Origin of the sequence: Thermus antranikianii DSM 12462, assembly GCF_000423905.1 — a bacterium.
GTDB lineage: Bacteria > Deinococcota > Deinococci > Deinococcales > Thermaceae > Thermus > Thermus antranikianii.
This window is the reverse complement of sequence record NZ_AUIW01000005.1, coordinates 71,756-92,873: the sequence shown is the minus strand read 5'-3', so window position 1 is coordinate 92,873 and position 21,118 is coordinate 71,756. Positions and strand designations below refer to the sequence as shown.

General features: G+C 64.8%; 20 protein-coding genes and 1 tRNA gene. 11 read left to right on the top strand and 10 right to left on the bottom strand.

The genetic code is table 11. The features are described 5' to 3' along the window. Window positions 1-75: 75 nt before the first annotated feature. Window positions 76-1,389: a methylenetetrahydrofolate--tRNA-(uracil(54)-C(5))-methyltransferase (FADH(2)-oxidizing) TrmFO gene (trmFO, locus tag G584_RS0106405; RefSeq protein WP_028493882.1), complete on the top strand. Its 1,314-nt coding sequence runs from the start codon at window positions 76-78 to the stop codon at window positions 1,387-1,389. Here trmFO and G584_RS0106400 read toward each other — a convergent pair. From G584_RS0106400 to uvrC, 6 genes are read right to left on the bottom strand one after another with little or no spacing between them, the layout of a single operon-like run. After that, a complete protein-coding gene (locus tag G584_RS0106400) occupies window positions 1,366-2,826 on the bottom strand; it encodes a Mur ligase family protein (RefSeq protein WP_028493881.1) in 1,461 nt (486 codons plus the stop codon). The genes trmFO and G584_RS0106400 overlap by 24 nt on opposite strands. Further along, window positions 2,823-3,431 (bottom strand): deoxynucleoside kinase, encoded by a 609-nt coding sequence (locus tag G584_RS0106395; protein ID WP_028493880.1) that lies wholly within the window; start codon window positions 3,429-3,431, stop codon window positions 2,823-2,825. Before G584_RS0106395 ends, G584_RS0106400 begins: the two co-directional genes overlap by 4 nt. Before the next feature lie 13 nt (window positions 3,432-3,444). Continuing rightward, the gene (locus G584_RS0106390) at window positions 3,445-4,053 is read right to left on the bottom strand and encodes a deoxynucleoside kinase (RefSeq protein WP_028493879.1); all 609 of its coding nucleotides are present in this window, start codon (window positions 4,051-4,053) and stop codon (window positions 3,445-3,447) included. A 2-nt stretch (window positions 4,054-4,055) separates the two neighbouring features. After that, on the bottom strand, window positions 4,056-5,102 hold the full coding sequence (locus tag G584_RS0106385; protein WP_028493878.1) for a S1C family serine protease: 1,047 nt from the start codon (window positions 5,100-5,102) through the stop codon (window positions 4,056-4,058). A gap of 4 nt (window positions 5,103-5,106) precedes the next feature. Further along, window positions 5,107-6,885, bottom strand: a complete 1,779-nt coding sequence (locus G584_RS0106380) for an arginine--tRNA ligase (RefSeq protein WP_028493877.1) — start codon at window positions 6,883-6,885, stop codon at window positions 5,107-5,109. 12 nt (window positions 6,886-6,897) lie between these two features. Continuing rightward, on the bottom strand, window positions 6,898-8,676 hold the full coding sequence (uvrC, locus tag G584_RS0106375) for an excinuclease ABC subunit UvrC (RefSeq protein ID WP_028493876.1): 1,779 nt from the start codon (window positions 8,674-8,676) through the stop codon (window positions 6,898-6,900). 14 nt (window positions 8,677-8,690) lie between these two features. On the opposite strand from uvrC, the gene G584_RS0106370 reads away from it, so the two are divergent. After that, window positions 8,691-9,653, top strand: coding sequence for a dipeptidase (locus G584_RS0106370; RefSeq protein ID WP_028493875.1), 963 nt, complete (start codon window positions 8,691-8,693; stop codon window positions 9,651-9,653). Here the strand turns inward: G584_RS0106370 and G584_RS0106365 are convergent. Continuing rightward, complete coding sequence (locus tag G584_RS0106365) at window positions 9,636-10,040, bottom strand: PaaI family thioesterase (RefSeq protein ID WP_028493874.1); 405 nt, start codon at window positions 10,038-10,040, stop codon at window positions 9,636-9,638. The genes G584_RS0106370 and G584_RS0106365 overlap by 18 nt on opposite strands. Before the next feature lie 21 nt (window positions 10,041-10,061). Between G584_RS0106365 and G584_RS0106360 the strand changes: the two genes are divergently transcribed. From G584_RS0106360 to G584_RS0106350, 3 genes are read left to right on the top strand one after another with little or no spacing between them, the layout of a single operon-like run. Further along, window positions 10,062-10,694 (top strand): alpha/beta fold hydrolase, encoded by a 633-nt coding sequence (locus G584_RS0106360; RefSeq protein WP_028493873.1) that lies wholly within the window; start codon window positions 10,062-10,064, stop codon window positions 10,692-10,694. After that, entirely contained in the window at window positions 10,691-11,056 is a 366-nt protein-coding gene (locus tag G584_RS0106355; protein ID WP_028493872.1) for an alpha/beta fold hydrolase, read from the top strand. Before G584_RS0106360 ends, G584_RS0106355 begins: the two co-directional genes overlap by 4 nt. A 21-nt stretch (window positions 11,057-11,077) precedes the next feature. Further along, on the top strand, window positions 11,078-11,518 hold the full coding sequence (locus tag G584_RS0106350; RefSeq protein ID WP_028493871.1) for a hypothetical protein: 441 nt from the start codon (window positions 11,078-11,080) through the stop codon (window positions 11,516-11,518). A 25-nt stretch (window positions 11,519-11,543) separates the two neighbouring features. On the opposite strand, the gene truD is transcribed toward G584_RS0106350, so the two are convergent. Beyond that, window positions 11,544-12,599 carry a tRNA pseudouridine(13) synthase TruD gene (gene truD, locus G584_RS0106345; RefSeq protein ID WP_028493870.1) on the bottom strand — a complete coding sequence of 352 codons (1,056 nt, stop codon included), beginning with the start codon at window positions 12,597-12,599 and terminating at the stop codon, window positions 11,544-11,546. A 14-nt stretch (window positions 12,600-12,613) separates the two neighbouring features. Further along, on the bottom strand, window positions 12,614-14,329 hold the full coding sequence (locus tag G584_RS0106340) for a M3 family oligoendopeptidase (protein WP_028493869.1): 1,716 nt from the start codon (window positions 14,327-14,329) through the stop codon (window positions 12,614-12,616). 33 nt (window positions 14,330-14,362) lie between these two features. On the opposite strand from G584_RS0106340, the gene G584_RS0106335 reads away from it, so the two are divergent. Beyond that, entirely contained in the window at window positions 14,363-16,150 is a 1,788-nt protein-coding gene (locus G584_RS0106335) for an RNB domain-containing ribonuclease (RefSeq protein ID WP_028493868.1), read from the top strand. Window positions 16,151-16,200: 50 nt separating this feature from the next. Here G584_RS0106335 and icd read toward each other — a convergent pair whose 3' ends face one another. Further along, the gene (gene icd, locus G584_RS0106330; protein ID WP_028493867.1) at window positions 16,201-17,475 is read right to left on the bottom strand and encodes an NADP-dependent isocitrate dehydrogenase; all 1,275 of its coding nucleotides are present in this window, start codon (window positions 17,473-17,475) and stop codon (window positions 16,201-16,203) included. A 61-nt stretch (window positions 17,476-17,536) separates the two neighbouring features. Between icd and G584_RS0106325 the strand changes: the two genes are divergently transcribed. From G584_RS0106325 to G584_RS0106305, 5 genes are all read left to right on the top strand, one after another. After that, on the top strand, window positions 17,537-18,649 hold the full coding sequence (locus G584_RS0106325) for an NAD(P)/FAD-dependent oxidoreductase (protein ID WP_028493866.1): 1,113 nt from the start codon (window positions 17,537-17,539) through the stop codon (window positions 18,647-18,649). Window positions 18,650-18,704: 55 nt separating this feature from the next. Next, a complete protein-coding gene (locus G584_RS0106320) occupies window positions 18,705-19,154 on the top strand; it encodes a YbjN domain-containing protein (protein ID WP_028493865.1) in 450 nt (149 codons plus the stop codon). A 47-nt stretch (window positions 19,155-19,201) separates the two neighbouring features. Beyond that, window positions 19,202-19,278: transfer RNA gene (locus G584_RS0106315), tRNA-Met, on the top strand. 164 nt (window positions 19,279-19,442) lie between these two features. Further along, window positions 19,443-20,765 (top strand): tRNA (N6-isopentenyl adenosine(37)-C2)-methylthiotransferase MiaB, encoded by a 1,323-nt coding sequence (gene miaB / locus G584_RS0106310; RefSeq protein ID WP_028493864.1) that lies wholly within the window; start codon window positions 19,443-19,445, stop codon window positions 20,763-20,765. 9 nt (window positions 20,766-20,774) lie between these two features. Continuing rightward, the gene (locus G584_RS0106305) at window positions 20,775-21,110 is read left to right on the top strand and encodes a hypothetical protein (RefSeq protein WP_028493863.1); all 336 of its coding nucleotides are present in this window, start codon (window positions 20,775-20,777) and stop codon (window positions 21,108-21,110) included. Window positions 21,111-21,118 lie beyond the last annotated feature (8 nt).

Sequence of the window (21,118 nt, the reverse complement as noted above, 5' to 3'; positions counted from 1 at the left end):
TGCCGCACCGCCATAGGGTCATTCTACCCGCCCTCGCCCTTTTCCCAAACCAGCCCGGGTGGTACCATCTAAAGGATGGAACGGGTGACGGTGGTGGGCGGAGGCCTGGCGGGAAGCGAGGCCGCCTGGACCCTGGCGCGGCTTGGGGTTCCCGTGCGCCTTTATGAGATGCGCCCCAAGCGCATGACCCCGGCCCACGCCACAGAAAAGCTAGCGGAGATCGTCTGTTCCAACTCCTTGGGGGGCGAAGGGCCCACGAACGCCAAGGGGCTACTGCAGGCGGAGATGCGCCGGGCGGGAAGCCTGGTCATGGAGGCAGCCACTAGGGCCCGGGTGCCTGCGGGAGGGGCCTTGGCCGTGGACCGGGAGGAGTTTAGCCAGTACATCACGGAGAGGCTTTCCCGGCATCCCCTGGTGGAGGTGGTGCGGGAGGAGGTGGTGGAGGTTCCTGAGGGCCTCGCCATCCTGGCCACGGGGCCCCTTACCTCCGACGCCCTCTCCGAGGCTATACGGCTCCGGTTTGGCGACCACTTCCTGAGCTACTTTGATGCGGCAAGCCCCATCGTCCTTTACGAGAGCATCGACCTGGAAAAGTGCTTCCGGGCCGGGCGCTACGGGCAGGAGGCGGACTACCTCAACTGCCCCCTGACCGAGGAGGAGTACCGGCGGTTCTACCAGGCCCTCCTCGAGGCGGAAGAGCACACCCCCCACGAGTGGGAGAAGCGGGAGTTCTTTGAGGCCTGCGTGCCCGTGGAGGAGCTGGCCCGAAGGGGCTACCAAACCCTCCTCTTTGGCCCCATGAAGCCCGTGGGGCTCAAGGACCCAAGGACCGGCAAGGAGCCCTTCGCCGTGGTGCAGCTTCGCCAGGAGGACAAGGCGGGGCGGATGTGGAGCCTGGTGGGGTTCCAGACCGGTCTTAAGTGGCCCGAGCAAAAGCGGCTCATCCAGATGATCCCGGGCCTGGAAAACGCCGAGATCGTGCGCTACGGGGTGATGCACCGGAATACCTACCTAAACGCTCCCCTCCTACTCCGGGAGACCCTGGAGTTTAGGGAGCAGGAAGGGCTTTTCGCCGCGGGGGTGCTGGCTGGGGTAGAGGGATACTTGGAAAGCGCCGCCACAGGATTCCTGGCAGGCCTGAACGCCGCCCGGCGCTACCGGGGGTTAAAACCCGTGGCCCCGCCGGAGGAGAGCATGCTGGGGGGATTGGTCCGCTTCCTGGCCACCGCTAACCCCAAGGGCTTCCAGCCCATGTACGCCAACTGGGGGCTGGTCCCGCCGGTGGAAGGAAGAATGGCCAAGAAGGAGAAGCGGGAAGCCATGTACCATAGGGGCCTCAGGGCCTTCGAGGAATGGGTGGCTTCCCTAGGGATGCTCGCCTCCACCTAGGCCCAGGGCCTTTAGCCCCTCCAGGGCCACCGCCTTCTCGTCCCAGGGCAGGGCCAGGGTACCCCTTTCCAGGGTGCGCTCGTGACCCTTGCCAGCGAGGAGCACGGTATCCCCTTCCCGGGCCTCGGAAAGGGCGCGGAAGATGGCTTCCTTGCGGTCGGGGATGATCTCGTAAAGGCCCCCCTCTTCCCTGGCGGCCTTGGCCAGGGCCTCGAGGATGGCCCGGAGGTCCTCCGTGCGGTGGTCCTCCTCGGTGAAAAAGGTCTTGTCGGCAAGCCTCGCCGCCACCCGCCCGATATCCTCCCGCCTCCTCGGATCCCGTTCCCCGGCAGCCCCCACCACCAGAAGAAGCCTTCCCCGGGTGGTGGCCCGCAAGGTCTTTAGGGCCTCCTCCAGGCTTTTTCCCGTGTGGGCGAAGTCGATGACCACCCGGAAGGGCTTTTTCTGCACCACCTCCATCCGCCCCGGCACCCCCCTAAAGGTGGCGAGGCCCTGAAGCACCTTTTCCAGGGAGAGCCCATAGGCCAAGGCGGCGGCGCTAGCGGCCAGGGCGTTATCCAGGTTGTACCTCCCCAGCATGGGCAAAAAGGCTTCCCCCGAGCCCCAGGGGGTATGCAGGGTAAAGCGGAGGCCTTCCTCCCCTTCCCGCAAGCCCTCCCCCCACACCTCCCCACCCGGTCCGAAGAGGAGATGGGGTCTGGGAAGAAGGCGGTTCAGATAGGGCAGGCGGGTGTTTAAAACGGCGAGGTGGGAGCGCTCCACCAAAAGGGCCTTGGCGGCAAAGTAGGCCTCGGCGGTGCCGTGCAGGTCCAGGTGGTCGTCGGGGTAAAAGCTCACGAAGACCCCGATGCGGTAGGTAAGCCCCTCCACCCGCTTCAGGGCCAGGGCGTGGCTGGAAACCTCCAGCACCGCAGCTTCCAGCCCCCTCTCCACGGCTTCCCGCAAAAACCCGTACACCTCGGGGGCCTCGGGGGTGGTGAAATGGCCGATGTTAGGGCGGGCCTCCTCTCCCAGGCGGAGGCCCACGGTGGAGAGGAGGGCGGCGGGTTTTTCGCCAGCTTGCAAGAGGTGGTGAAGGAGGCTTGCCGTGGTGCTCTTCCCCTTGGAACCGGTGATGCCCAAGAGGGCCAGTTTCCGGTCCGGTTCGCCGAAGAAATGACGGGCCAGGTGGGCCAAGGCCTCCCGGGCGTCTCCCACCCGCAAGTAGGGCACGGGAAGGCTTAATTCCCTTTCCCCCACCACGGCGATGGCCCCCCTGGCCAGGGCTTCGGGGATAAAGTCGTGCCCGTCCAAGGGCTTGCGGTGGGGAAGGGGCACCCCGGGCACGGCTACGAAGACATAACCGGGTTCCACCCGCCTCGAGTCCAGGGTGAGGCCTAAGACCCTAAGGGGCGGGACCTTAAGGCCAAAGGGGGCGAAGAGTTCCTCGAGGGTCATGGCTGGATCCACAGGCGGAGGGCGGCAAGAAGGCTATCGCGGTCCTCCGCCTTTTCCACGAAGTCTATCCGGTCCGCCTCCACCACGTAGACGGGGGAGAGGTCCCAGGAGGCGATGAGTTCCTCGTAGAGGGCGTTGAGCCCGAGAAGGTAGCGGTCGGGGAGGTTTTGCTCAAAGGGCCTTCCCCGCTTTTTTATCCGCTCCCTTAAGGTGGGGAGGCTTGCCCGGAGGTAGATGAGAAGATCGGGCTTCCTAAGGGCTGGGGACACGCTCTGGAAGAGCTCCAGGTAGGTTCGCCAGTCCCGCTCCTTCAAGTGGCCTTCCCGGTAGAGGTTCTGGGCGAAGACCAGGGCGTCCTCATAGACCGTGCGGTCCTGCACCACGGCCCTCGCCCCGTTCACTTCCAGAAGGTGCTGGCGCACCCTTCTTGCCAGGAAGAAGACCTGGGAGTGGAAGGCGTAGGCCCCCATATCCCGGTAGAAGTCCTCCAGGTAGGGGTTTTCGCTCACCGCCTCGTACACCGGCTTCAGCCCAAAGGCCTCTGAGAGCAAGGCGGTGAGGGAACTCTTGCCGCTACCGATGTTGCCGGCGATGGCCAGATACATGCTGGACCCTTCTTTAGGCGGTCCTGCCGTCCTGGGCAAGTTGGGTCTTCACCAGGGCCACCACCCGGTCCTGGTCGGGGCCGGGTTGGCTGTAGTCCAGTTGGTCCGCCTCGAGGACCAAAAGGGGATGGGCGTAGCGGGCAAAGTGGCGCTCGTAGGCTTCGGAGAGGGCCTCGAGGTAGGCGGGGTCCATCCCCTCCTCAAAGGGCCTGCCCCGTTTCCGGATGCGTTCCAATAGCACCGGCACCGGGGCCCTAAGGTAGACCGTGAGGTCGGGCGGGGGGAGCTTCAGGGAAAGCTCTCGGTAAAGGTCCAAGTAAAGGTCCCACTCGGGGCCCTCCAGGTTGAGGCTTGCGAAGATGGCATCCTTGTCAAAGAGGTAGTCGGCCACCACCCCGCCGAATAGGGGCCTTTCCCGAAGGCGGGAAAGCTGCCGGTAGCGGGAAAGGAGGAAGAAGACCTGGGTTTTGAAGGCGTAGCGCTTCCGGTCCTGGTAGAAAAGGGGTAGAAAGGGATTTTCCTCCACCACCTCCAGAAGGGGCTCGGCCCCAAGCCTTTCCGCAAGAAGCCGGGCCAGGGTGGTTTTGCCTGCGCCAATAGGGCCTTCTATGGCGATGTACACGCTTACCTCCTGGGCCGGGCCACCATGGTGAGGGTGACCTCGAGCCTCCGTCCTTCCCGCCAAAGCGTTAGCCGCACCCGGTCCCCAGGGCGGTAGCGGGCGATGAGGCGGACCACCTCCGCCTTGCCCTTGACCGCTTTGCCGTTCACCGCCAGGATCACATCCCCAAGGGCGAGAAGCCTCCCCTGGGCATCCCGTTGGGCTCCCCTTAGGCCAGCCCGGGCTGCGGGGCTTCCCGGGTCCACCCGGTCCACCATGGCCCCCTGGGTGGTGGTGAGCCCCACCGCCCTGAGGAGCACCGGCGGGAGTTCGTCCAGGCTGACCAGGCTTGCCCCCAGCCAGCCCCGCTGGGGAATGCCGAACCGCTCCAGGTCCCGGACGCTTTGGGCCACCAGATCCGCCGGGATGGCCACCCCAATTCCTCCCACCCCCGAGGGTCCTCCCACCACGTCCGCCACCACCCCCACCACTTCCCCTTGCAGGTTCAGAAGGGGGCTTCCTGAGTTGCCCACGGTGAGGGGGGCATCGGTGAAGAGGTATTCCCCCACCTCGGCTCCCACGCTGGGGTCAGGGGAGGGGACCTCGAGGGGGCCTATGCCGGAAAGGATCCCGTAGGAGGCCAAGGGCCCCTGGCCGAAGGGAAACCCCACCAGCACTACCCCCATGCCCAGGGGAAGGCTGGTGCTAGGGGTCTTGCTGAAGGCCAGCACCCGAGGAGCCTGGAGGCCGCGTACTGTGAGAAGGGCGATATCGATCCCGGGGTCCACGGCGAAGCGCTCCGCGGGGAAGGTGCGCCCGTCCGCCAGGCGCACGGTGAGGTCGGCCAAGTCCTGGACCACGTGGTAGTTGGTGACCACCCGGAAGGGGCTCACGAAGAACCCCGTGCCCACCACCTGGTTCTCCCCAGGGGCGGTGGGGGAGCCTTGGACCCGGACCACTGCGGGCAGGGCCTTTTGAATCACCTGGCTTCGGGCCACCTCCTCGGGGGAGACCAGGCGCTGGCCCAGGGCCAAGAGGGAAAGAAGGAGGGCGGCGAGAACGAGGCGCATGCCCTTACATTACCTCAGGGGCGGGGATGCCCAGGAGGGAAAGCCCCGTCTTCAGGGTTTCTTGCAGGCTCCTCACCAGGCCAAGGCGGAGTTCCCTCAGGCCCGGGGGTGCCGTGAGCACCGGGGTGGCGGGCCTCCCGTCCTCCTTGGCGTTGTAGTAGGTGTTCCAGCTGGCGGAAAGGTCCAGCAGGTACTGGGCTAGGACATGGGGGGTCTTCTCCTCGGCAGCTTCCAGCACCGCCTCCTCAAAGTCCAGGAGAGCCAGGGCCAGTTCCCGCTCGTACGGGGTGGCCTGGGCAAGGTCTATCTCCCCCCACTCCCCGGCCTTGCGCAGGATGCTGTGGGCCCGGGCGTGGGCGTACTGGACGTAGGGGCCCGTATCCCCTTCAAAGGAAAGGGCCTCGGCGTAGCGGAAATCGATCTGTTTCCTGGGCTCGGTCTTCACCATGGCAAAGCGGATGGCCCCCAGGGCTACCATCCTGGCCGCTTCCTCCTTGGCGGGGTGGTCGGGGTTTTTCTCCTCTATCACAGCAAGGGCCCGCCTTTCCGCTTCCTCCAGGACCTCATCCACGCTCACCGCCAGGCCCTTCCGTCCGGACATCTGCTTGCCTTCCAGCAGTACGGTTTCATAGGCCAGATGGAAGGCACCCTTTGCCAGCTCGGGGTGCCCCGCCAGGGCCAAGGCCGCCCGCACCAAGGTCTGGGGGTGGCTTTGCCGCACGTCGATGACGTTGATGGTTTCCCGGGCCCTGGGGGTGTAGGGTTCCCCCTCGGGGGCGCTGGTTCTCAGGGCCGGGTAGTAGGGGTTCTCGTAGGGTTGGAAGTACAACCCCTCCAAAAGACCCATCTTCCAGAACTGGAAGGCGATGTCCTTGGCGTAGTAGGTGGCGGCTCCCCCGGAGCGCACCAGGACGAAGTAGGGGTCTTCCAGCCCGGGGATGAAGGGGCTTGCGTCCATGACCAAGGCCCCCGCATACTTGCCCTCCGTGGGGCGGAAGACGTGGGGACTCTGGTCCAGGATCCTCAGGGCCTTTTCCAAAAGCCCCGCGCGAACGATGTCGGATTCCCAGACCAGAAGGTCGTAATGAGCGTTCAGGGCCTTCATGGTGGCCATCTGGGCCAGGAGGATGCGGTTGACGTCTTCCCTAAGCTCCCCCCGCTCCAGGGCGTGAAGGATTTCCTCTATGCCCCCTTGTAGGTTGGGGTACTCGGGGTCCTGGTGGAGGCGCACGTAGGCCTTGCCGGCGAAGTGGTCGTACTTCTCCTTCCCGTCCCAGGTGAGGCCGTAGTGCCTTAGGGCGAAAAGGGTTTCCGCCGCCTGGCGGCCCGTGTCGTCAATGTAGTTCAGGACCAGGACCCTTCGCCCGGCATAGTCCAGGATGCGGGCCAGGCTGTCCCCCAGGGCGATATTCCGCAGGTGGCCCACGTGGAGCTCCTTGTTGGGGTTCACCGAGGTGTGCTCGATGAGCACCAGGCCTTCCCTCTTGGGAAAAGGCTCCTTGGGCCTAAGGGCCTCCTTGAGGAGATCCTCCGTGCGGATGCGGAAGTTCAAGTACCCCCCCACGGGGATGACTTCCTCCACGAAAGGGGGAAGGTCCAGGCGGGCCTTGAGCTCCCCGGCGATGGCCTGGGGGGGTTTCCTTAGCTCCTTGGCCAAGGCGAAGAGGGGAACCCCGTAGTCCCCGGGCTTGTCCTTGGGGGCCTTGGCCACCTTGAGACGGAGGTCCAGGCCCATCTCCTTGAGGGCTTGGTGAATGGCCTCTTCCAGGGCGCGGCGCACCATCAGGGGGTTATCTTACCCCAGGGCCCCTTCCAAAGCGGCCTTCAACGCCTCCGCCGCCTTGCGGTTCATGCCCGGCAGGCGGGCAAGCTCTTCCAAAGGAGCTTCCTTTAAGGCCTTAAGCCCCCCGTAGCGCTCCAAAAGAAGGCGCCTTCTCGCCTCCCCGATGCCGGGGATGCCCTTTAGCACCTGGAAAAGTTCCTGGCTCCTTCGCTTTTGGTGGTAGCGGAGCCCGTTTTGGTGGGCCTCGTCCCGAAGGTGGATGAGGAGCTGGAGGGCAGGGTGGGTTAGGGGCAGGCGGATCTCCCGGCCTTCTTGGGTGATGAGGACCTCCTCCTTCTTGGCCAGGCCCACCAGGGGGAGGCTCAGGCCGGCCCTTTCCAAAGCCCGGGCTGCCGCCCGCACCTGGCCTAGCCCGCCATCGATCAGGAGGAGGTCGGGGAGGGGCAGGTCCTTTAGGCTTCCCGTGAAGCGCCGGTATACCCCCTCCTCCATGGCGGCGTAGTCGTCGTTTCCTGCCTTCAGGCGCATCCTGCGGTACTCCGCCCTCTTGGGCCTGCCCCCCTCCAGGACGGCCATGGAAAAGACACGGGCCTCCCCCTGGAGGTGGCTTACGTCGTACCCCTCGAGGCGATAGGGCCTTTGGGATAGCCCCAGGATCTCCTGGAGGGCCTTTAGGGCGGGGTGGTCCCCCCGCCTTTCCCTTTGCTTGAGCTCGGTCTCCAGGGCCAGGCGGGCGTTCTTCTCCGCAAGCTCCAGAAGCCGTACCTTCTCCCCCTTTTTGGGCACCCTTAACTCCACCCTCCGCCCGGCGCGGCGGTGAAGGAGGGCTACTAGACCTTCCAGGTCCTCCAGGGGGAAGGGCAGCAGGATCAGGGGGGGTAGGGGGGAAGCCTCCAGGTAGTAGTCGCGCAGGAAGGCCCAGAGGATTTCCTCAGGGCTCGCTTCCTCCTTTTCCACCACCCGGCTGATGCGGCCCAGGATCCGCCCTGAGCGCACCTGGTAGAGTTGCACCACCGCCAAAGGCCCTGCTTGGGCCAAGCCCAGGAAGTCCAGGTCCCCCATCTCCGGGTCAAAGGCTTGCTGGGCGGTGGAGAAGAAGGCCCTTAGGGCCTCCATTTGGTCCCGGATCTCCGCTGCCCGCTCAAACTCTAACCTCTGTGCGGCTTCCCGCATCTTGGCTTCCAGCTCCCTTAGGAGCCCATCCACCTTTCCCTCCAGCACCGCCTCCACCTGGCGTACCACCTCCTGGTAGGCCTTGGGGTCAGCCAGGCCCACGCAAGGAGCCAAGCAGCGGCCCATGCTGTAGTTCAGGCAGGGGTAGCGCCTTTTTTTCATGGGGTAGCCGGAGTTCTTGCGCAAGGGGAAAAGGCGGTCTATCAGGGTCTTGATGCGCCTTAGGGCGCTGGCCTCGGGGAAAGGGCCATAGTACTTGGCCCCATCCTCCTCCACCCGCCGCACCACCAAAAGGGTAGGGAAGGGTTCCCGGGTGAGCTTTAAGAAGGGATAGTGCTTGTCGTCCTTGAGAAGGACGTTGTAGGGGGGGCGGTGGGCCTTGATGAGGTTGGCCTCGAGGAGGAGGGCCTCCACCTCGTCCCGGGTAGCGATGAACTCCAAGGCGGTGGCCTCCTGGGCGATGCGGGCTGCCTTGCCCTCCGCATGGAAGTAGCTTCGCACCCGGGCCTTCAGGTTCTTGGCCTTGCCCACGTAGAGGACCTTTTCCCCCTGCTTCCAGAGGTAGACCCCGGGGGCCTCGGGAAGGGGAGGCAGTTCGGAAGCCCGCACGATCCCCATTGTAGAGTTGGCCTATGGGCCCCGTCATGGTGGACGCCCATCTGGATTTGGCCTACAACGCCCGGATCCTGGGGCGGGACCTCTCCCTTTCCCTAGAGCGGCTTAGGGAGGTGGACCCCCATCCCGAAACCCCCTTGGTGACCCTGGAAAGCCTTAGGGAGGCCCGGGTGGCGGTGGCCTTCGCCACCTTGTTCGTGGATCCCAGGGAAGGGGGCCTCGAGGACTGGCAGGAGGAGGTGTACGCCCAGCTGGCCCTCTACGAGGCCTGGGAGGCCAAGGGATGGGTGAGGATCCTCCGCCATGGAAGGGATCTGGAGGCGCACCTCGCCCGCCACCGGGAGGACCGGATCCCGGGCCTGGTGCTTCTCCTGGAAGGTGCCCATGCCCTCGCCTCCCCTGAGGAGTTGGCTCCTTTGCGGCAAAGGGGCCTCAGGATGCTTTCCCTTACCTGGGCCACCCGGAATGCCTACGCAGGGGGCAACGCCGAGGAGGCTCCCCTGACCGACTTGGGAAAAGCCCTTTTGCGGGAAATGGAGGGCCTGGGAATGGCCCTGGATCTCTCCCACCTGGCGGAGGAAGCCGCCTTCCAGGCCCTGGAGGTCTTCTCGGGCCCGGTCTGCGCCACCCATGCCAACGCCCGGGCCCTGGTGCCCTCCCCCCGCCACCTCTCCGACCGGCTCATGGAGGCCCTAAGGAAGCGGGATGGGGTTTTGGGCTTGGTGCCCTTCAACGCCTTCTTGGACCCCGGTTGGAAGCGGGGCGATCCCAGGCTTCCCCTGGAGGCTTTTCTCCGCCACAAGGCCCATGCGGAAGCCCTCCTGGGCCCCAAGAGGGTGGGCTTGGGCACGGACTGGGATGGGGGATTCGGCCTCGAGGCGGTTCCCCTGGGACTGGACCGCCACCGAGACCTTTGGTCCTTAGGGGACGAGGCGTTCCTGGGGGAGAACTGGCTTCGCTGGCTACGCTCTTGGTTCTAGGGGCACCACCGCCAGGGTGCACCGGCTTGCCGCCACCAGTTTTTCCTCCTCGTCGTAGACCTTGACCTCCCACACCTGGGTGGTGCGGCCCAGGTGCAGGGGCTTGCCCACGGCCCGGATGGTGCCCTGGCTTTTCCTGCGGATGTGGTTGCAGTTGATCTCCAGGCCGAAGGCGGCATGCCCCGGCGGGCAGTTGAGGAATGCCCCCACGCTGGCCACGCTTTCCGCCAGGGCCACCGTGGCTCCCCCGTGGAGGAAGCCAAAGGGCTGGTGCACCCTGGGGGTCACCTCCAGCTCGGCCACCACCTCCTCCTTTTCCAACTTCAGGTAGCGCACCCCCAAGGTGGCATCCAGGGTTTCCCGCTGGGGAATGGTCCTTCCTTCCATGCCTTGGAGTATAAAGGGGGCGTGGGCGAGATACGGCTTTTTCCTGGGCTTCTCTCCCCCCCTGCGGGGCTGGAGTTTTTCCTGGACCTTCCCTCGGAGGAGGGGCTTCACCTGATCGCCTTTGCGGAAGGAGCCCTTGCTGCGTTGAAGGTGGCCTTCCAGGAAGGGGCAAGAAGCCTGGTGCTCCTTTCCCCCATCCTACGGCGGGATGCCCTTCTTTCCGCCAAGCTTGTGGCCTTAAGGCTGGGCCTCGAGGCCCGGGGGAAGGAGGGGTTTGCCCAGGTGGGCCGGGCCCTCTTCTTCGGCCCAAGGGCGGTGGGGAGCGAGGAGATCTTCGCCGCCTGGAAGGAAGGGCTTTCGGAGGAAGGGATACGGGCCTGGCTGGCCCTTTTGGAAGGGCTTTCCGACGAGCGTCGCTGGCTTAGGGGCACGGAGGCCCGGACTCTGGTGGTCCAGGGGGCCTGGGATGCCTTTACCCCGCCTTTTTACGGCAAGGAGGTGGCGGACTTCGCCAAGGGGGAGGCGTTGCGCTTCACCTTGGAGGAGGCAGGTCACCTGGTGCCCTGGGAGGCAAGGGAGGAAGTGGTGGACCTGGTGGCGGATTTTCTCCTGGGGGAAACTTTCCGTCCCTTGCTCGGAGGCCTTGCCCTATGAGGCGGACGGGGTACCTTCACCTCTATGGGCTCAACCTGGTTTTCGACCGGGTGGGAAGGGGTCCAGGGGTGCTCCTCCTGGCGGAGGAGGCAAGGGCTTGGCCCGAGGATCTTCCGGAGGGGTATACCTTCTATCTTTTGGACCTCCCAGGCTACGGCCGCACGGGCGGGCCCAGGATGGCCCCGGAGGAGCTCGCTGAGTACGTGGTGGGCTTTCTGGTCATGCTCAACCTAGGTTCCCCTCCCATCCTGGTCCGGGGAGTAGGGAAGGCGGTGGGAGAGGTGCTTAGGGAGAGGGGGTATAGAGTATTTTCTGGAGAACATTTAGAGAAGGGCTTGCAAAGCGCCAAGGATGTAGGGTAGCATGCACATGGGAGGTGCGCTATGCGGAGGATTCTGGGTGTTTTGGCAGCGCTATTTGGTTTGGGCTTGGCGCAGTTTTCCGTGGAGAACTTAAAGCCCTCCCTAGCGGCGGTAGGGGGTACCCAGGGCTTTGGCCTCGAGGCCTCCTGGCACTGCCAGCTCTTCCAGCCTCCTGTGGGGGAGGTGCGGCCGGTTTTGGATATCGCCTATAACGTGAACGGAAACTGGAACGGAGCCTTCCTCTTCCGCTACCTCTACCCCCTGGCCGAGAGCCTGCAGGCAGGGGTGGGGATGGGTGTGGCCGTTCCTGGTTTTCAGTTTGGCAACACCAGCCTCTACTTCCGGGCGGATGCCGAGTACGACCTGAAGACCACCCTGGGGGCTCCCTTCTTCCTGGGTGGGGACTTAGGCCTTGCGGGAAATAAGCTGGCGGCCCAGCTCAAGGTGGGCTACCGCTTCTAACGGCTGCCCAGGGCTGGGGGAGGGTTTAGCCCTCTCCCAGGGCTTCTTCCTCTTCCGGAGCATCCACTTCCACCTTCATCACTTCCCTTAAGAGGCTGGTGGCGTAGCTGCCCTTGGGAAGAAAGAAGGTTAGCCAGAGCCCTTCTGGGGTTTCCTCCAGGGTCCACTCCGTAAGGGGGATGCGGATGGGCCTCCTTGCCCCCCGGCGGGCGCGGAACTCCTCCCGCTTCAGGTCATAGCGGGCCAGGATCTCGTCCTCCAGGGCCCTGGCCTCCCCCTGGGCCTCCGGGTACTTCTTGCCGAAGAGGGGCCCGGTGGCGCTGATTTCCAGCCTCAAGGCCCTTTCCGCCTCCTCTTCCCGTTCCACCAGAAACTCCCCTCCGGTGGCGTGCTTCTTGGCCCAGTCCCCGGGGATGACCCGGTCGTAAAGCCCCCTTTCCATCCTTAGGGCCACCCAGTCGTTGAAGAGAAGGCTTTGCAGGCTTCCAATCAGGAAGCGCTTAAGCCAGGGGTTTCCCCTTCCCTTACCCTTCTTCACCAGCTCATAGCCCTTGACCGGGTTCTGCCCCCCGAGGCCAAAGCGCTGGGGGCCGTAGTAGTTGGGAATGCCCTTGGCCTCGAGGGTCTTCAGGATGGCCCGGGCTCTCTCCACATCGTGGGCCCCGCGTATGAGAATACGGAAGCGGTTTCCCTTGAGATGGCCCGTGCGCAGCTTGTTGGTGTGCAGGTTGGCTTCCAAAACCCGAGTTCCCTTAAGGTTTTCCAGCAAGCACAGGGCATCCTCGTGTTTGCGGGGGATGGAGAACCACTGGCGGGTTTTGGCGCGCTTGTCCTTCAGCCCCGCTACCCCGATCTCCTTTTCCGGGACCCCCACCTCGTCCCGCAGAAACTCCACCACCTGGCGGGTGGTTAGGCCTTCCTTCTCCAGGAGGAAGTAGAGGTGTTCCCCTTCCCCGCTGGGCAGGTAGGCGGGCACCTCCTCCACCTGGAAGTCTTGGGGAAGGAGGCGGATCGTACCCCCCACGCCGGGAAGGTCCTGGGTGAGGTAGGGGTAGCGCCCGGGGCGAAAGACGAGGTCCATCCCCTTATTCTGGCTTAGGGAAGGGCCTTTAGCCAAGACTCCAGGACCCCGAAGCCGTACTGGAAGAAGGCCTCGGAGGCCAGGTCCACCCCGGCTTGGGCCAGAATCTCCTTGGGGCTTTGGCTTTCCCCCGCCTCGAGGATCCCCAGGTACTTGGGCACGAAGGCCTTTCCCTCCTCCTGGTACTTGCCGTAGAGGGCCAGCACCACCAGATACCCAAGGGCGTAACTGTAAGTGTAGAAGCGGTAATGGACGAAGTGGGGAATGCCGGCCCAGGCCGCTTGGTCCAGCTCCGTCCACTCCACGGCATCCCCGTAAAGCCTTCCTTGCTCCTCCTGCCAGATCCCGTGGAAGGCCTCGGGGGAAAGGGCGGCTTCCCGGCGGGCCTCGAGGCTCCTTCGCTCAAAGAAGGTGTACATGACCTGGCGGAAGAGGGTGCCGATGGCATCCTCCACCCTCTCGGCCAAAAGCAGGGTGCGTTCCTCCGGGGAAAGCCTTTCCAAGAGGAGGTCGTCCAGGAGGATCTCCGCAAAGACACTGGCGGTTTCCGCCAGGGGGGTGGAGGCCCCGAAGTTCAGGAGGCGTTGCTTTCTGGCCAGGTAGAAGTGCACCCCGTGCCCAAGCTCGTGGGCCAGGGTGTGGGCGGCGTCCAGGTCGTCGGTGTGGTTGAGGAGGACGTAGGGGTGGGTGGAGGGAAGCCCGCCAGAACAGAAGGCCCCACCCCGCTTGCCCGGCCTGGGGTAGACATCGATCCAGCGCTTTTCGAAGAACTCCCAGGCAATCCTTCCCACCTCGGGGGAGAAGCGGTGGAAGGCGGTGAGGACCAGGTCCTGGGCCTCCTCAAAGGGCACCTTGGGTTTTTCCCTGGCCAAAGGGGCGAGGAGATCCGGGCTTGGGGTTTTCTCCAGGCCCAGCCGCCTTGCCTTCCAGCGGTAGTAGGCCTCCACCAGGGGGTAGTGGGCCTGGGTGGCCTCGAGGAGGGCCTCGATGTCCTTTACCTCCACCTCGTCCCGGAGGGCCACGGGCTCCAGGGGATGGCGGTAACCCCGTAGGCGAAGGTCCTGGAGGTAGTCCAGGAACACCGCATTGAACACCGCGCTGAGGGTAGGGGCTTCGGCCATGAGCTTCCCGTATAGCTCCCGGTGGGCTTCCCGCCGCACCTTAGGGTCGGGATCCCGCCTTAGGGCCCGCACCTCCATCTCGGTAAGCTCCCTTTCCCCCACCCGGAAGCGGAAGCGGCCGGTGTATTCCGTGTAGAACTGGCTCCAGGCGCTTCTTCCCACCAGGCCCTTGAGGTTTAGAAGCTCCTCCTCCCGCTCGGAAAGGGTGTGGGGGGCGAAGGCCCGCTGCCTTTGCAGGAAGTGGTGGAGATCGGCAAGGCCGGGGTGCTCCAAGAGGGCCTGGAAGGCCTCCTCGGGAAGCTTGCGCAGGGCCACCTCGAGGGGTACCAGGCGGTTTCGCACCTCGGTGTAGCGGTTCCTTACCCGGTCCAGAAGGGCCTTGGCCACAGGGTCCTGGGTGCGGGTGGCGAAGTAGAGGGAGGCGTAGTTCAAGGGCTTATAGGCTTTCTCCAGGGCTTCCTCGTAGCGCCGAAAAAGGCCTTCCGCCTGGCTGGGATGGAGGAGGTCCTTGGGGTCCAGGTTGCTGGCGAGGTTCAGAGCCTCGGCCAGGTCCCTTTCGAGGTTCGGGTCCTCAGGGCTAAGGTACAGGTCGGAAAGATCCCACTCCATGCCGTTCACTATACCCCGTGTATCCTTAGGGGCGTGGCCGCGTTGGTGGTCTACAAGGGTAGGCCTGCTTTGGCGGTGGAAAAGGGGGACCGTCTGGAGCTCACCCTGCCCGATGGGGCTCGGGTAAGGGTACGTCCCAAGGATGTCCTCTGGCTTCACCCCGGGCCCGCTTCCCTGGAGTTGAACCCGCCCGAGGGCGAGGAGGAGGCTGCTTGGGAGCTTCTTCAGGGCCAGGTGGTGGATCTCAAGGACTTGGCCGAGCTGGTCTACGGGGTGTACACGCCCGAGACCGCTTACGGGGCCTATCTTCTGGCGCAAAGGGGGGAGCGCTTCCTCCTGGAGGGGGAAAGGGTCCGGGCCCGCACCCGGGAGGAAGTGGAGGCCCTCCTCGAGGCCAGAAGAAAGCGGGAGGAACAGGAGCGGCGCTTCCAGGAGGGGGTAAGGCGGCTTAGGGAAGGGGTGCCCGCCCCTGAGGACCGCTCCTTAATCCAGGAGGTGGAGGCCATGGCCCTGGGGGAAAGGAGGGAAAGCCGGGTGCTCAGAGCCCTGGGCCTTCCCGAGACCCCTGAGGCCGCCCACGGCCTTCTCCTGCGCCTCGGGGTGTGGCAGCGGCAAAACCCCCATCCCAGGCGGCTTGGGCTTATCCTCGTTCCTCCTGAGCTTCCCCTACCTGCCCTTCCCCAGGAGGAGCGGGTGGACCTGACCCACCTCCCCGCCTACGCCATCGACGACGAGGAAAGCCAGGACCCGGACGACGCCGTCTATGCCGAGAGGGTACCCGAGGGTTTCCAGCTTTGGGTGCACGTGGCGGATGTGGCGGCCTTGGTGGAGCCTTCTAGCCCCCTAGACCAGGAGGCCATGCGCCGGGGAGCCAACCTGTACCTGCCCGAGGGGACGGTACCCATGCTGCCCCAGGAGGCCACCTGGGTTCTGGGCTTGGGCCTAAAGGAGGTGTCCCCGGCCCTTACCTTCCGCTTGAGGGTTTCTGGGGAGGGGGAGATCCTGGAGGAGGAGGTTTTCCCAAGCTGGGTAAGGGTGAGGAGGCTCAGCTACCAAGAGGCCCTGGGGGTGGAGGAGCTTGCCCCTTTGCGGGACCTGGCCTTGGCCTTCCGGCGGAAGCGCCTGGCCCAAGGGGGGTTGGACCTGCGCCTACCCGAGGTGAAGGTGCGCTTGGAGGGCCAGGAGGTAAGGATCCGTCCCCTCGAGGCCTACGAAAGCCGCATCTGGGTCCAGGAGGCCATGCATCTCGCGGGTTATGCCGCAGCCCACCTGGCCCTCAGGGAGGGACTGCCCTTCCCCTTCGCCACCCAGGAGGCTCCCGCCAGGCGGGTGGAAGGGGAGGGGCTTAGCGCCATGTGGGAGCAACGCAAGGCCCTGAAAAGGGCCCAGCTCAAGGCCGTGCCCGCACCCCACAGGGGCCTGGGCCTTCCCCTCTATGCCCAGGTGACGAGCCCTTTAAGGCGCTACCTGGACCTGGTGGCCCACCAGCAGCTAAGGGCTTGGTTGAAAGGGGAGAAGCCCCTTTCCCAGGAGGAGCTCTTGCAACGGGTGGGGGCGGCGGAGGCCATGGCCGACCTGGTGCGGGAGGCGGAGAGGAAGAGCAAGCTCCACTGGATCCTGGTCTACCTGATGGAGAAGGGGTACGAGGGAAGGGGAATCCTGGTGGAGAAAAGGGGAGGGCAGGGGGTTTTCCTCTTGCCGGAGCTGGGCCTGACTGCCCAGGTGGCCCTCAGCAAGCCCCTGCCCCTGGATGCTGAGGTCCGCCTCCGCTTTCTGGAGGCGGACCTCCCTCGCCTCGAGGCCCGTTTCACCCTCCTCTAGCCTGTGAACCTTCTGGGACGAGGCCCGTGGGCGGTCGGCCGGAGGTGGTATTACATGTGCTCGATCAAGGCCCGGCCGAACTCGCTGGTCCTAAGGAGGGTGGCGGGCTTACCCTCTGCCTGGAGGAGGCGGTGGAAGTCGTAGGTAACGAGCCCCTTGGCAATGGTGCGCTCCATGGCCTGGATGATGAGGTCCGCTGCCTCGTTCCAGCCCATGTAGCGGAGCATCATCTCCCCCGAGAGGATGACGCTGGAGGGGTTCACCTTGTCCTGGCCCGCATACTTGGGCGCGGTTCCATGGGTGGCCTCAAAGACCGCATGCCCCGTTTGGTAGTTGATGTTGGCCCCTGGGGCGATGCCGATTCCACCCACCTGGGCGGCCAGGGCATCAGAGATGTAGTCCCCGTTGAGGTTCAAGGTGGCGATCACCGAGTACTCGTCGGGGCGGAGGAGGATCTGCTGCAGGAAGTTGTCGGCGATCATGTCCTTGATGACGATCTCCCGGCCGGTCCGGGGGTTTTTCAGCACATGCCAGGGGCCGCCATCCAGGGGCGTGGCCCCGTACTTCTCCCGGGCCAGGGCGTAGCCCCATTCCCGGAAGGCCCCTTCCGTGAACTTCATGATGTTGCCCTTGTGCACTAGGGTGACACTGGGCAGGTCCTCCTTGATGGCGTAGGCGATGGCGGCGTCCACCAGGCGCTCCGTGCCCTCTTTGGAGACGGGCTTGATTCCGATCCCCGAGGTCTCCGGGAAGCGGATCTTGGCGTAGGCCTTGGGGAACTCCCGCTTGAGGAAGTCCAGGACCTTTTGCGCCTCCTCGCTGCCTGCAGGCCACTCAATCCCGGCATAGATGTCCTCGGTGTTCTCCCGGAAGATGACCATGTTGACCAGCTCGGGGTGCTTCACCGGGCTTGGTACCCCTTTGAACCAGCGCACGGGGCGCACGCAGGCGTAAAGGTCCAGCTCCTGCCTTAGGGCCACGTTGATGGAGCGGATGCCCCCGCCCACCGGGGTGGTCAGGGGCCCTTTGATGGCCACCAGGTACTCGCGGATGAAGTCCAGGGTTTCCTCGGGTAGCCATACAGGCTCCCCATAAACCTGGTTGGCCTTTTCCCCGGCGTAGATCTCCGCCCAGGCGATTTTGCGCTTTCCCCCGTAGGCCTTTTCTACAGCGGCATCTAAGACGGGCCTGGCGGCTCTCCAGATGTCCGGCCCCGTCCCATCCCCTTCGATGAAGCCGATGATGGGCTGATCCGGCACCTGGAGAACCCCGTTTTGGATGGTGATCCTTTCGCCCTCTGGAATCCGGATGTGCTTGTAGGCCATACCTGACCTCCGGGCCATAGCATACCCCTTTTCCCGGGGAAAAGTGTCCTAGACTGGGGTCATGCCCGAGGTCCTGGTGGTGGGGGCGGGAATCGTGGGGGCGGCTTGTGCCTACCGCCTGGCGGAGGCGGGCCTCGAGGTCCTGGTTCTGGAAAAGGAGACCACCTTTGCCCAGGGCTCCACGGGAAAGAGCGCCGCCGGGGTGCGGGTGCAGTTCTCCGAGCCCTTAAACATCCTCCTTTCCTACCACTCCATCCTGGAGTACCAAAGGATCCCGGAGGCCAGCTACCGGCCCATCGGCTACCTCTTCCTGGTGCCGGAGGCCCTGAGGGAAGCCCAGGAGGAAGCCTTAGCAACCCAGCGGGCTTTGGGGGTGCCTGTGGAGAAGCTTTCCCTAAAGGAGGCCCAATCCCACGTGCCCTTCCGGGAGGAGGGCCTGGCCTACGCCACCTTCGGTCCCATGGATGGGGTCATAGATCCCCATGGGGTTACCGCCCACTACCTCAGGGAGGCCAGGCGGCTTGGGGCCAGGGTGCGCTTTTCCGAGCCCCTCGTGGCCGCCCGGAGAAAGAAGGGGGTATGGCGGGTGGAAACCCCCTTGGCGGCGTACGAGGCTTCCTTTCTCCTCCTTTGCACCGGGGCCTGGACGGGCGAGGTGGGGAAAAGGCTTGGCCTGGAGATTCCCATCCAGCCCGTGCGCCGCATGGTCTTCGCCACGGCCCCCGCCCCTTTTCCCCATGCCTTTCCCCTCACCATAGACCTGGCCACGGGCTTCTACCTGCGTTCGGAGGGGGCGAGGGTGCTCATGGGCCGGTCCAACCCGGATGAGCCCCCGGGTTTTTCCGAGGGCATGGACTGGGGATGGCTGGCGCCGACCCTCGAGGCGGGCCTTTCCCGCTTTCCCTTCCTGGAAGGGCTTGCCCTGGACCGAAGGGCCAGCTGGTGGGGCTACTACGAGGTGACCCCGGATGCCAACCCCATCCTGGGGTTTGTGGAGGAGGGGCTTCTGGTGGCGGCGGGTTTTTCCGGCCACGGGGTCCAGCAGGCGGCCATGGTGGGGAGGCTCATGGCGGAGGAAGTGGTCCACGGGAAGGCGAGGAGCCTGGATATAACCCCGTTCCGCTTGGATCGCTTCCGGCAGGGGCGTTTCCTGAAGGAGAAGGGGATCGTGTAGGCTGGGGGTGTCCTGCAAGGTCGCCTACGGGCCCACTGGGACGGAAAAGGGGTTTATGAGGATATTGCTGGCGGGATTGTTGTTTTTGGGATTGGCCTTGGGGCAGGCCGTGGTCAAGGGCTTGACCCCGGCCGAGGTGGAAGGGATTCTCAAGCAGGTAGGTCTTGCCTACGAGAAGACGGATGCCCAGGAGTTCCGTCTGGAGATGGCTGGCTTGACTAAGGTCTGGCTCTACCTGGATTTCTGCCAGGAGGAGCGGTGCGGGGTCCTGACCCTAAGCGCCGGATTCACCCTGGACGAGGTGCCGGACCTCGAGGCCGTGAACGCCTGGAACCGGGACCGCCGCTTTAGCCGGGCCTTTTTGGACGAGGAGGGAACCGTGTGGGTGGAATCGGACCTGGACCTCACGGGAGGGGTGAGCCTGGGGGCGGTAAGGGCCTTCTTGGACCTTTTCGCCGAAGAAATCCTCCCCGACTTCATGGATCGCATCGGCTTTGAACCTTGACCGCTTGGGGGCCCTCCCCTAAGATGGGGATTGCCTGGTGCGCCCGTGGCGGCGTAGCTCAGGTGGTCAGAGCACACGACTCATAATCGTGGTGTCGTGGGTTCGAATCCCACCGCCGCCACCAGCATCGGGACGCAAAGCCTCACCCCCCGGTGGCGTGGCCGGGGGGTGTGGCCTTCTGGGGGGCTCGAGGGGAAACCCAGGGACTGGGGTTGGCCTTGGGGGCCTCGAGGTTGCTACACTGGAAATCACGGGGCCCGGGATCCCCCCGGCCGCCCCAGGAGGTTTATGCGTGCCCACATCATTACCTTCGGATGCCAGATGAACGAGTACGACTCCCACCTGGTGGCCAGCGAGCTGGTGAGCCTGGGGTGGGAGCTGGTGGACTCGGTGGAGGAGGCGGACTTCGTCCTGGTGAACACCTGTGCGGTCCGCGGGAAGCCCGTGGAGAAGGTGCGTTCCCTTCTAGGCCAGCTTCGGAAGGAGAAGGAGAAGCGCGGGATTCTCATCGGGCTCATGGGCTGCCTGGCCCAGCTGGACGAGGGTCAGCAGATGGCCCGGAAGTTTGGGGTGGATATTCTCCTGGGCCCGGGAGCCCTTACCTCGTTGCCCGAGGCCTTGAAGGGGAACCAGCGCTTCTGGGACCTCACCTTCAAGGAAGATCTTTTGGACTACATCCCCCCGCCTCCTAAGGGAGCCCTTTCCGCTCATGTAACCATCATCCGGGGGTGCAACCACCACTGCACCTACTGCATCGTCCCTACCACCCGGGGCCCTGAGGTTTCCCGCCACCCGGACCTGATCCTGAAGGAGATCGAAACCCTGAAGAAGGCCGGGGTAGTGGAGGTGACCCTCCTCGGGCAGAACGTGAACTCCTACGGCAAGGACCAGCCGGGCTTCCCCTCCTTCGCTGAACTCCTGAGGATGGTGGGGCAGATGGGCATCCCCAGGGTGCGCTTCCTCACCAGCCACCCGGTGAACTTCACCGACGACATCATCGAGGCCATTGCCGAAACCCCTGCCATCACCCGTTACATCCACCTGCCCGTGCAGTCTGGCTCGGACCGGGTGCTTAGGCGCATGGCCCGGGAGTACCGGCGGGCGCAGTACCTGGAAAGGATCAGGAGGATCCGCGAGATCCTGCCGGATGCCGTCCTTTCCACGGACATCATCGTGGGCTTCCCCGGGGAGACGGAGGAGGACTTCCAGGAAACCCTCTCCCTCTACGACGAGGTGGGTTACGACCAGGCCTACATGTTCATCTACTCTCCTCGGCCCGGTACCCCCGCCTACAAGCACTTCCAGGACCTGCCCCGCGAGGTGAAAGTGGAAAGGCTCCAGCGCCTTATTGAAAAGCAGAAGGAGTGGAGCTACCGCCGCAACCTGGAGTGGGTGGGGAAGACCGTGGAGGTTTTGGTGCGGGGAGCGGCCAAGGAGGAAGGGTACGTCCAGGGGCACGACCGGGGGAACCACCCGGTGCTGGTTCCCGCCCACCAGGCTCCCACCCCAGGGCTCTACCAGGTGGAGATCAAGCAGGCTACCCCGCACCTGCTCTTTGGGGAGGTGGTGGGGGCTAAGGAGCCTGCTCCCATCCCCTTGCCCGTGGCCTGAGGAGGCGGCATGCGCCAGCACTTCCTGCCCCTTAGCGGTGCCCTGGCCTTTTTTCTTCTCGTTTATGCGGCTTCTCGCTTCGCCCCTTGGGGGCTTATCCTGGCGGCCTTTCTTTCCTGTCTCCTGTATCTGGGCCTATTCCGCTGGCAGGGAAGGCTTTTGGCCAAGGGGCCTTCGCGGGCAGCCTTGGAGCGCTTGGCCATGAGGGAAGCCTGGCGGAAGGGTGGGTTCTTAAGCCCGAAGGACCTTGGGGCCTTCCTCCCCCAGGACGAAGCGGAACGCCTCCTAGAGGGCCTGGCGGCCAGGGGTTTGTGCCGGAGGGAGGGGGAGGGCTTTCGCTTCTGACCCCAGCA

What these genes read in the sequence shown, in the direction of transcription:
- G584_RS0106320 (WP_028493865.1), top strand. Translation starts at nt 18,705, where the DNA reads ATGAGGATATTGCTGGCGGGATTGTTGTTTTTGGGATTGGCCTTGGGG.
- icd (WP_028493867.1), bottom strand. Translation starts at nt 17,475, where the DNA reads ATGGCCTACAAGCACATCCGGATTCCAGAGGGCGAAAGGATCACCATC.
- G584_RS0106370 (WP_028493875.1), top strand. Translation starts at nt 8,691, where the DNA reads ATGGGCCCCGTCATGGTGGACGCCCATCTGGATTTGGCCTACAACGCC.
- truD (WP_028493870.1), bottom strand. Translation starts at nt 12,599, where the DNA reads ATGGACCTCGTCTTTCGCCCCGGGCGCTACCCCTACCTCACCCAGGAC.
- G584_RS0106395 (WP_028493880.1), bottom strand. Translation starts at nt 3,431, where the DNA reads ATGTATCTGGCCATCGCCGGCAACATCGGTAGCGGCAAGAGTTCCCTC.
- G584_RS0106385 (WP_028493878.1), bottom strand. Translation starts at nt 5,102, where the DNA reads ATGCGCCTCGTTCTCGCCGCCCTCCTTCTTTCCCTCTTGGCCCTGGGC.
- miaB (WP_028493864.1), top strand. Translation starts at nt 19,443, where the DNA reads ATGCGTGCCCACATCATTACCTTCGGATGCCAGATGAACGAGTACGAC.
- G584_RS0106305 (WP_028493863.1), top strand. Translation starts at nt 20,775, where the DNA reads ATGCGCCAGCACTTCCTGCCCCTTAGCGGTGCCCTGGCCTTTTTTCTT.
- G584_RS0106380 (WP_028493877.1), bottom strand. Translation starts at nt 6,885, where the DNA reads ATGGTGCGCCGCGCCCTGGAAGAGGCCATTCACCAAGCCCTCAAGGAG.
- G584_RS0106350 (WP_028493871.1), top strand. Translation starts at nt 11,078, where the DNA reads ATGCGGAGGATTCTGGGTGTTTTGGCAGCGCTATTTGGTTTGGGCTTG.
- G584_RS0106365 (WP_028493874.1), bottom strand. Translation starts at nt 10,040, where the DNA reads ATGGAAGGAAGGACCATTCCCCAGCGGGAAACCCTGGATGCCACCTTG.
- G584_RS0106340 (WP_028493869.1), bottom strand. Translation starts at nt 14,329, where the DNA reads ATGGAGTGGGATCTTTCCGACCTGTACCTTAGCCCTGAGGACCCGAAC.
- G584_RS0106355 (WP_028493872.1), top strand. Translation starts at nt 10,691, where the DNA reads ATGAGGCGGACGGGGTACCTTCACCTCTATGGGCTCAACCTGGTTTTC.
- trmFO (WP_028493882.1), top strand. Translation starts at nt 76, where the DNA reads ATGGAACGGGTGACGGTGGTGGGCGGAGGCCTGGCGGGAAGCGAGGCC.
- G584_RS0106325 (WP_028493866.1), top strand. Translation starts at nt 17,537, where the DNA reads ATGCCCGAGGTCCTGGTGGTGGGGGCGGGAATCGTGGGGGCGGCTTGT.
- uvrC (WP_028493876.1), bottom strand. Translation starts at nt 8,676, where the DNA reads ATGGGGATCGTGCGGGCTTCCGAACTGCCTCCCCTTCCCGAGGCCCCC.
- G584_RS0106400 (WP_028493881.1), bottom strand. Translation starts at nt 2,826, where the DNA reads ATGACCCTCGAGGAACTCTTCGCCCCCTTTGGCCTTAAGGTCCCGCCC.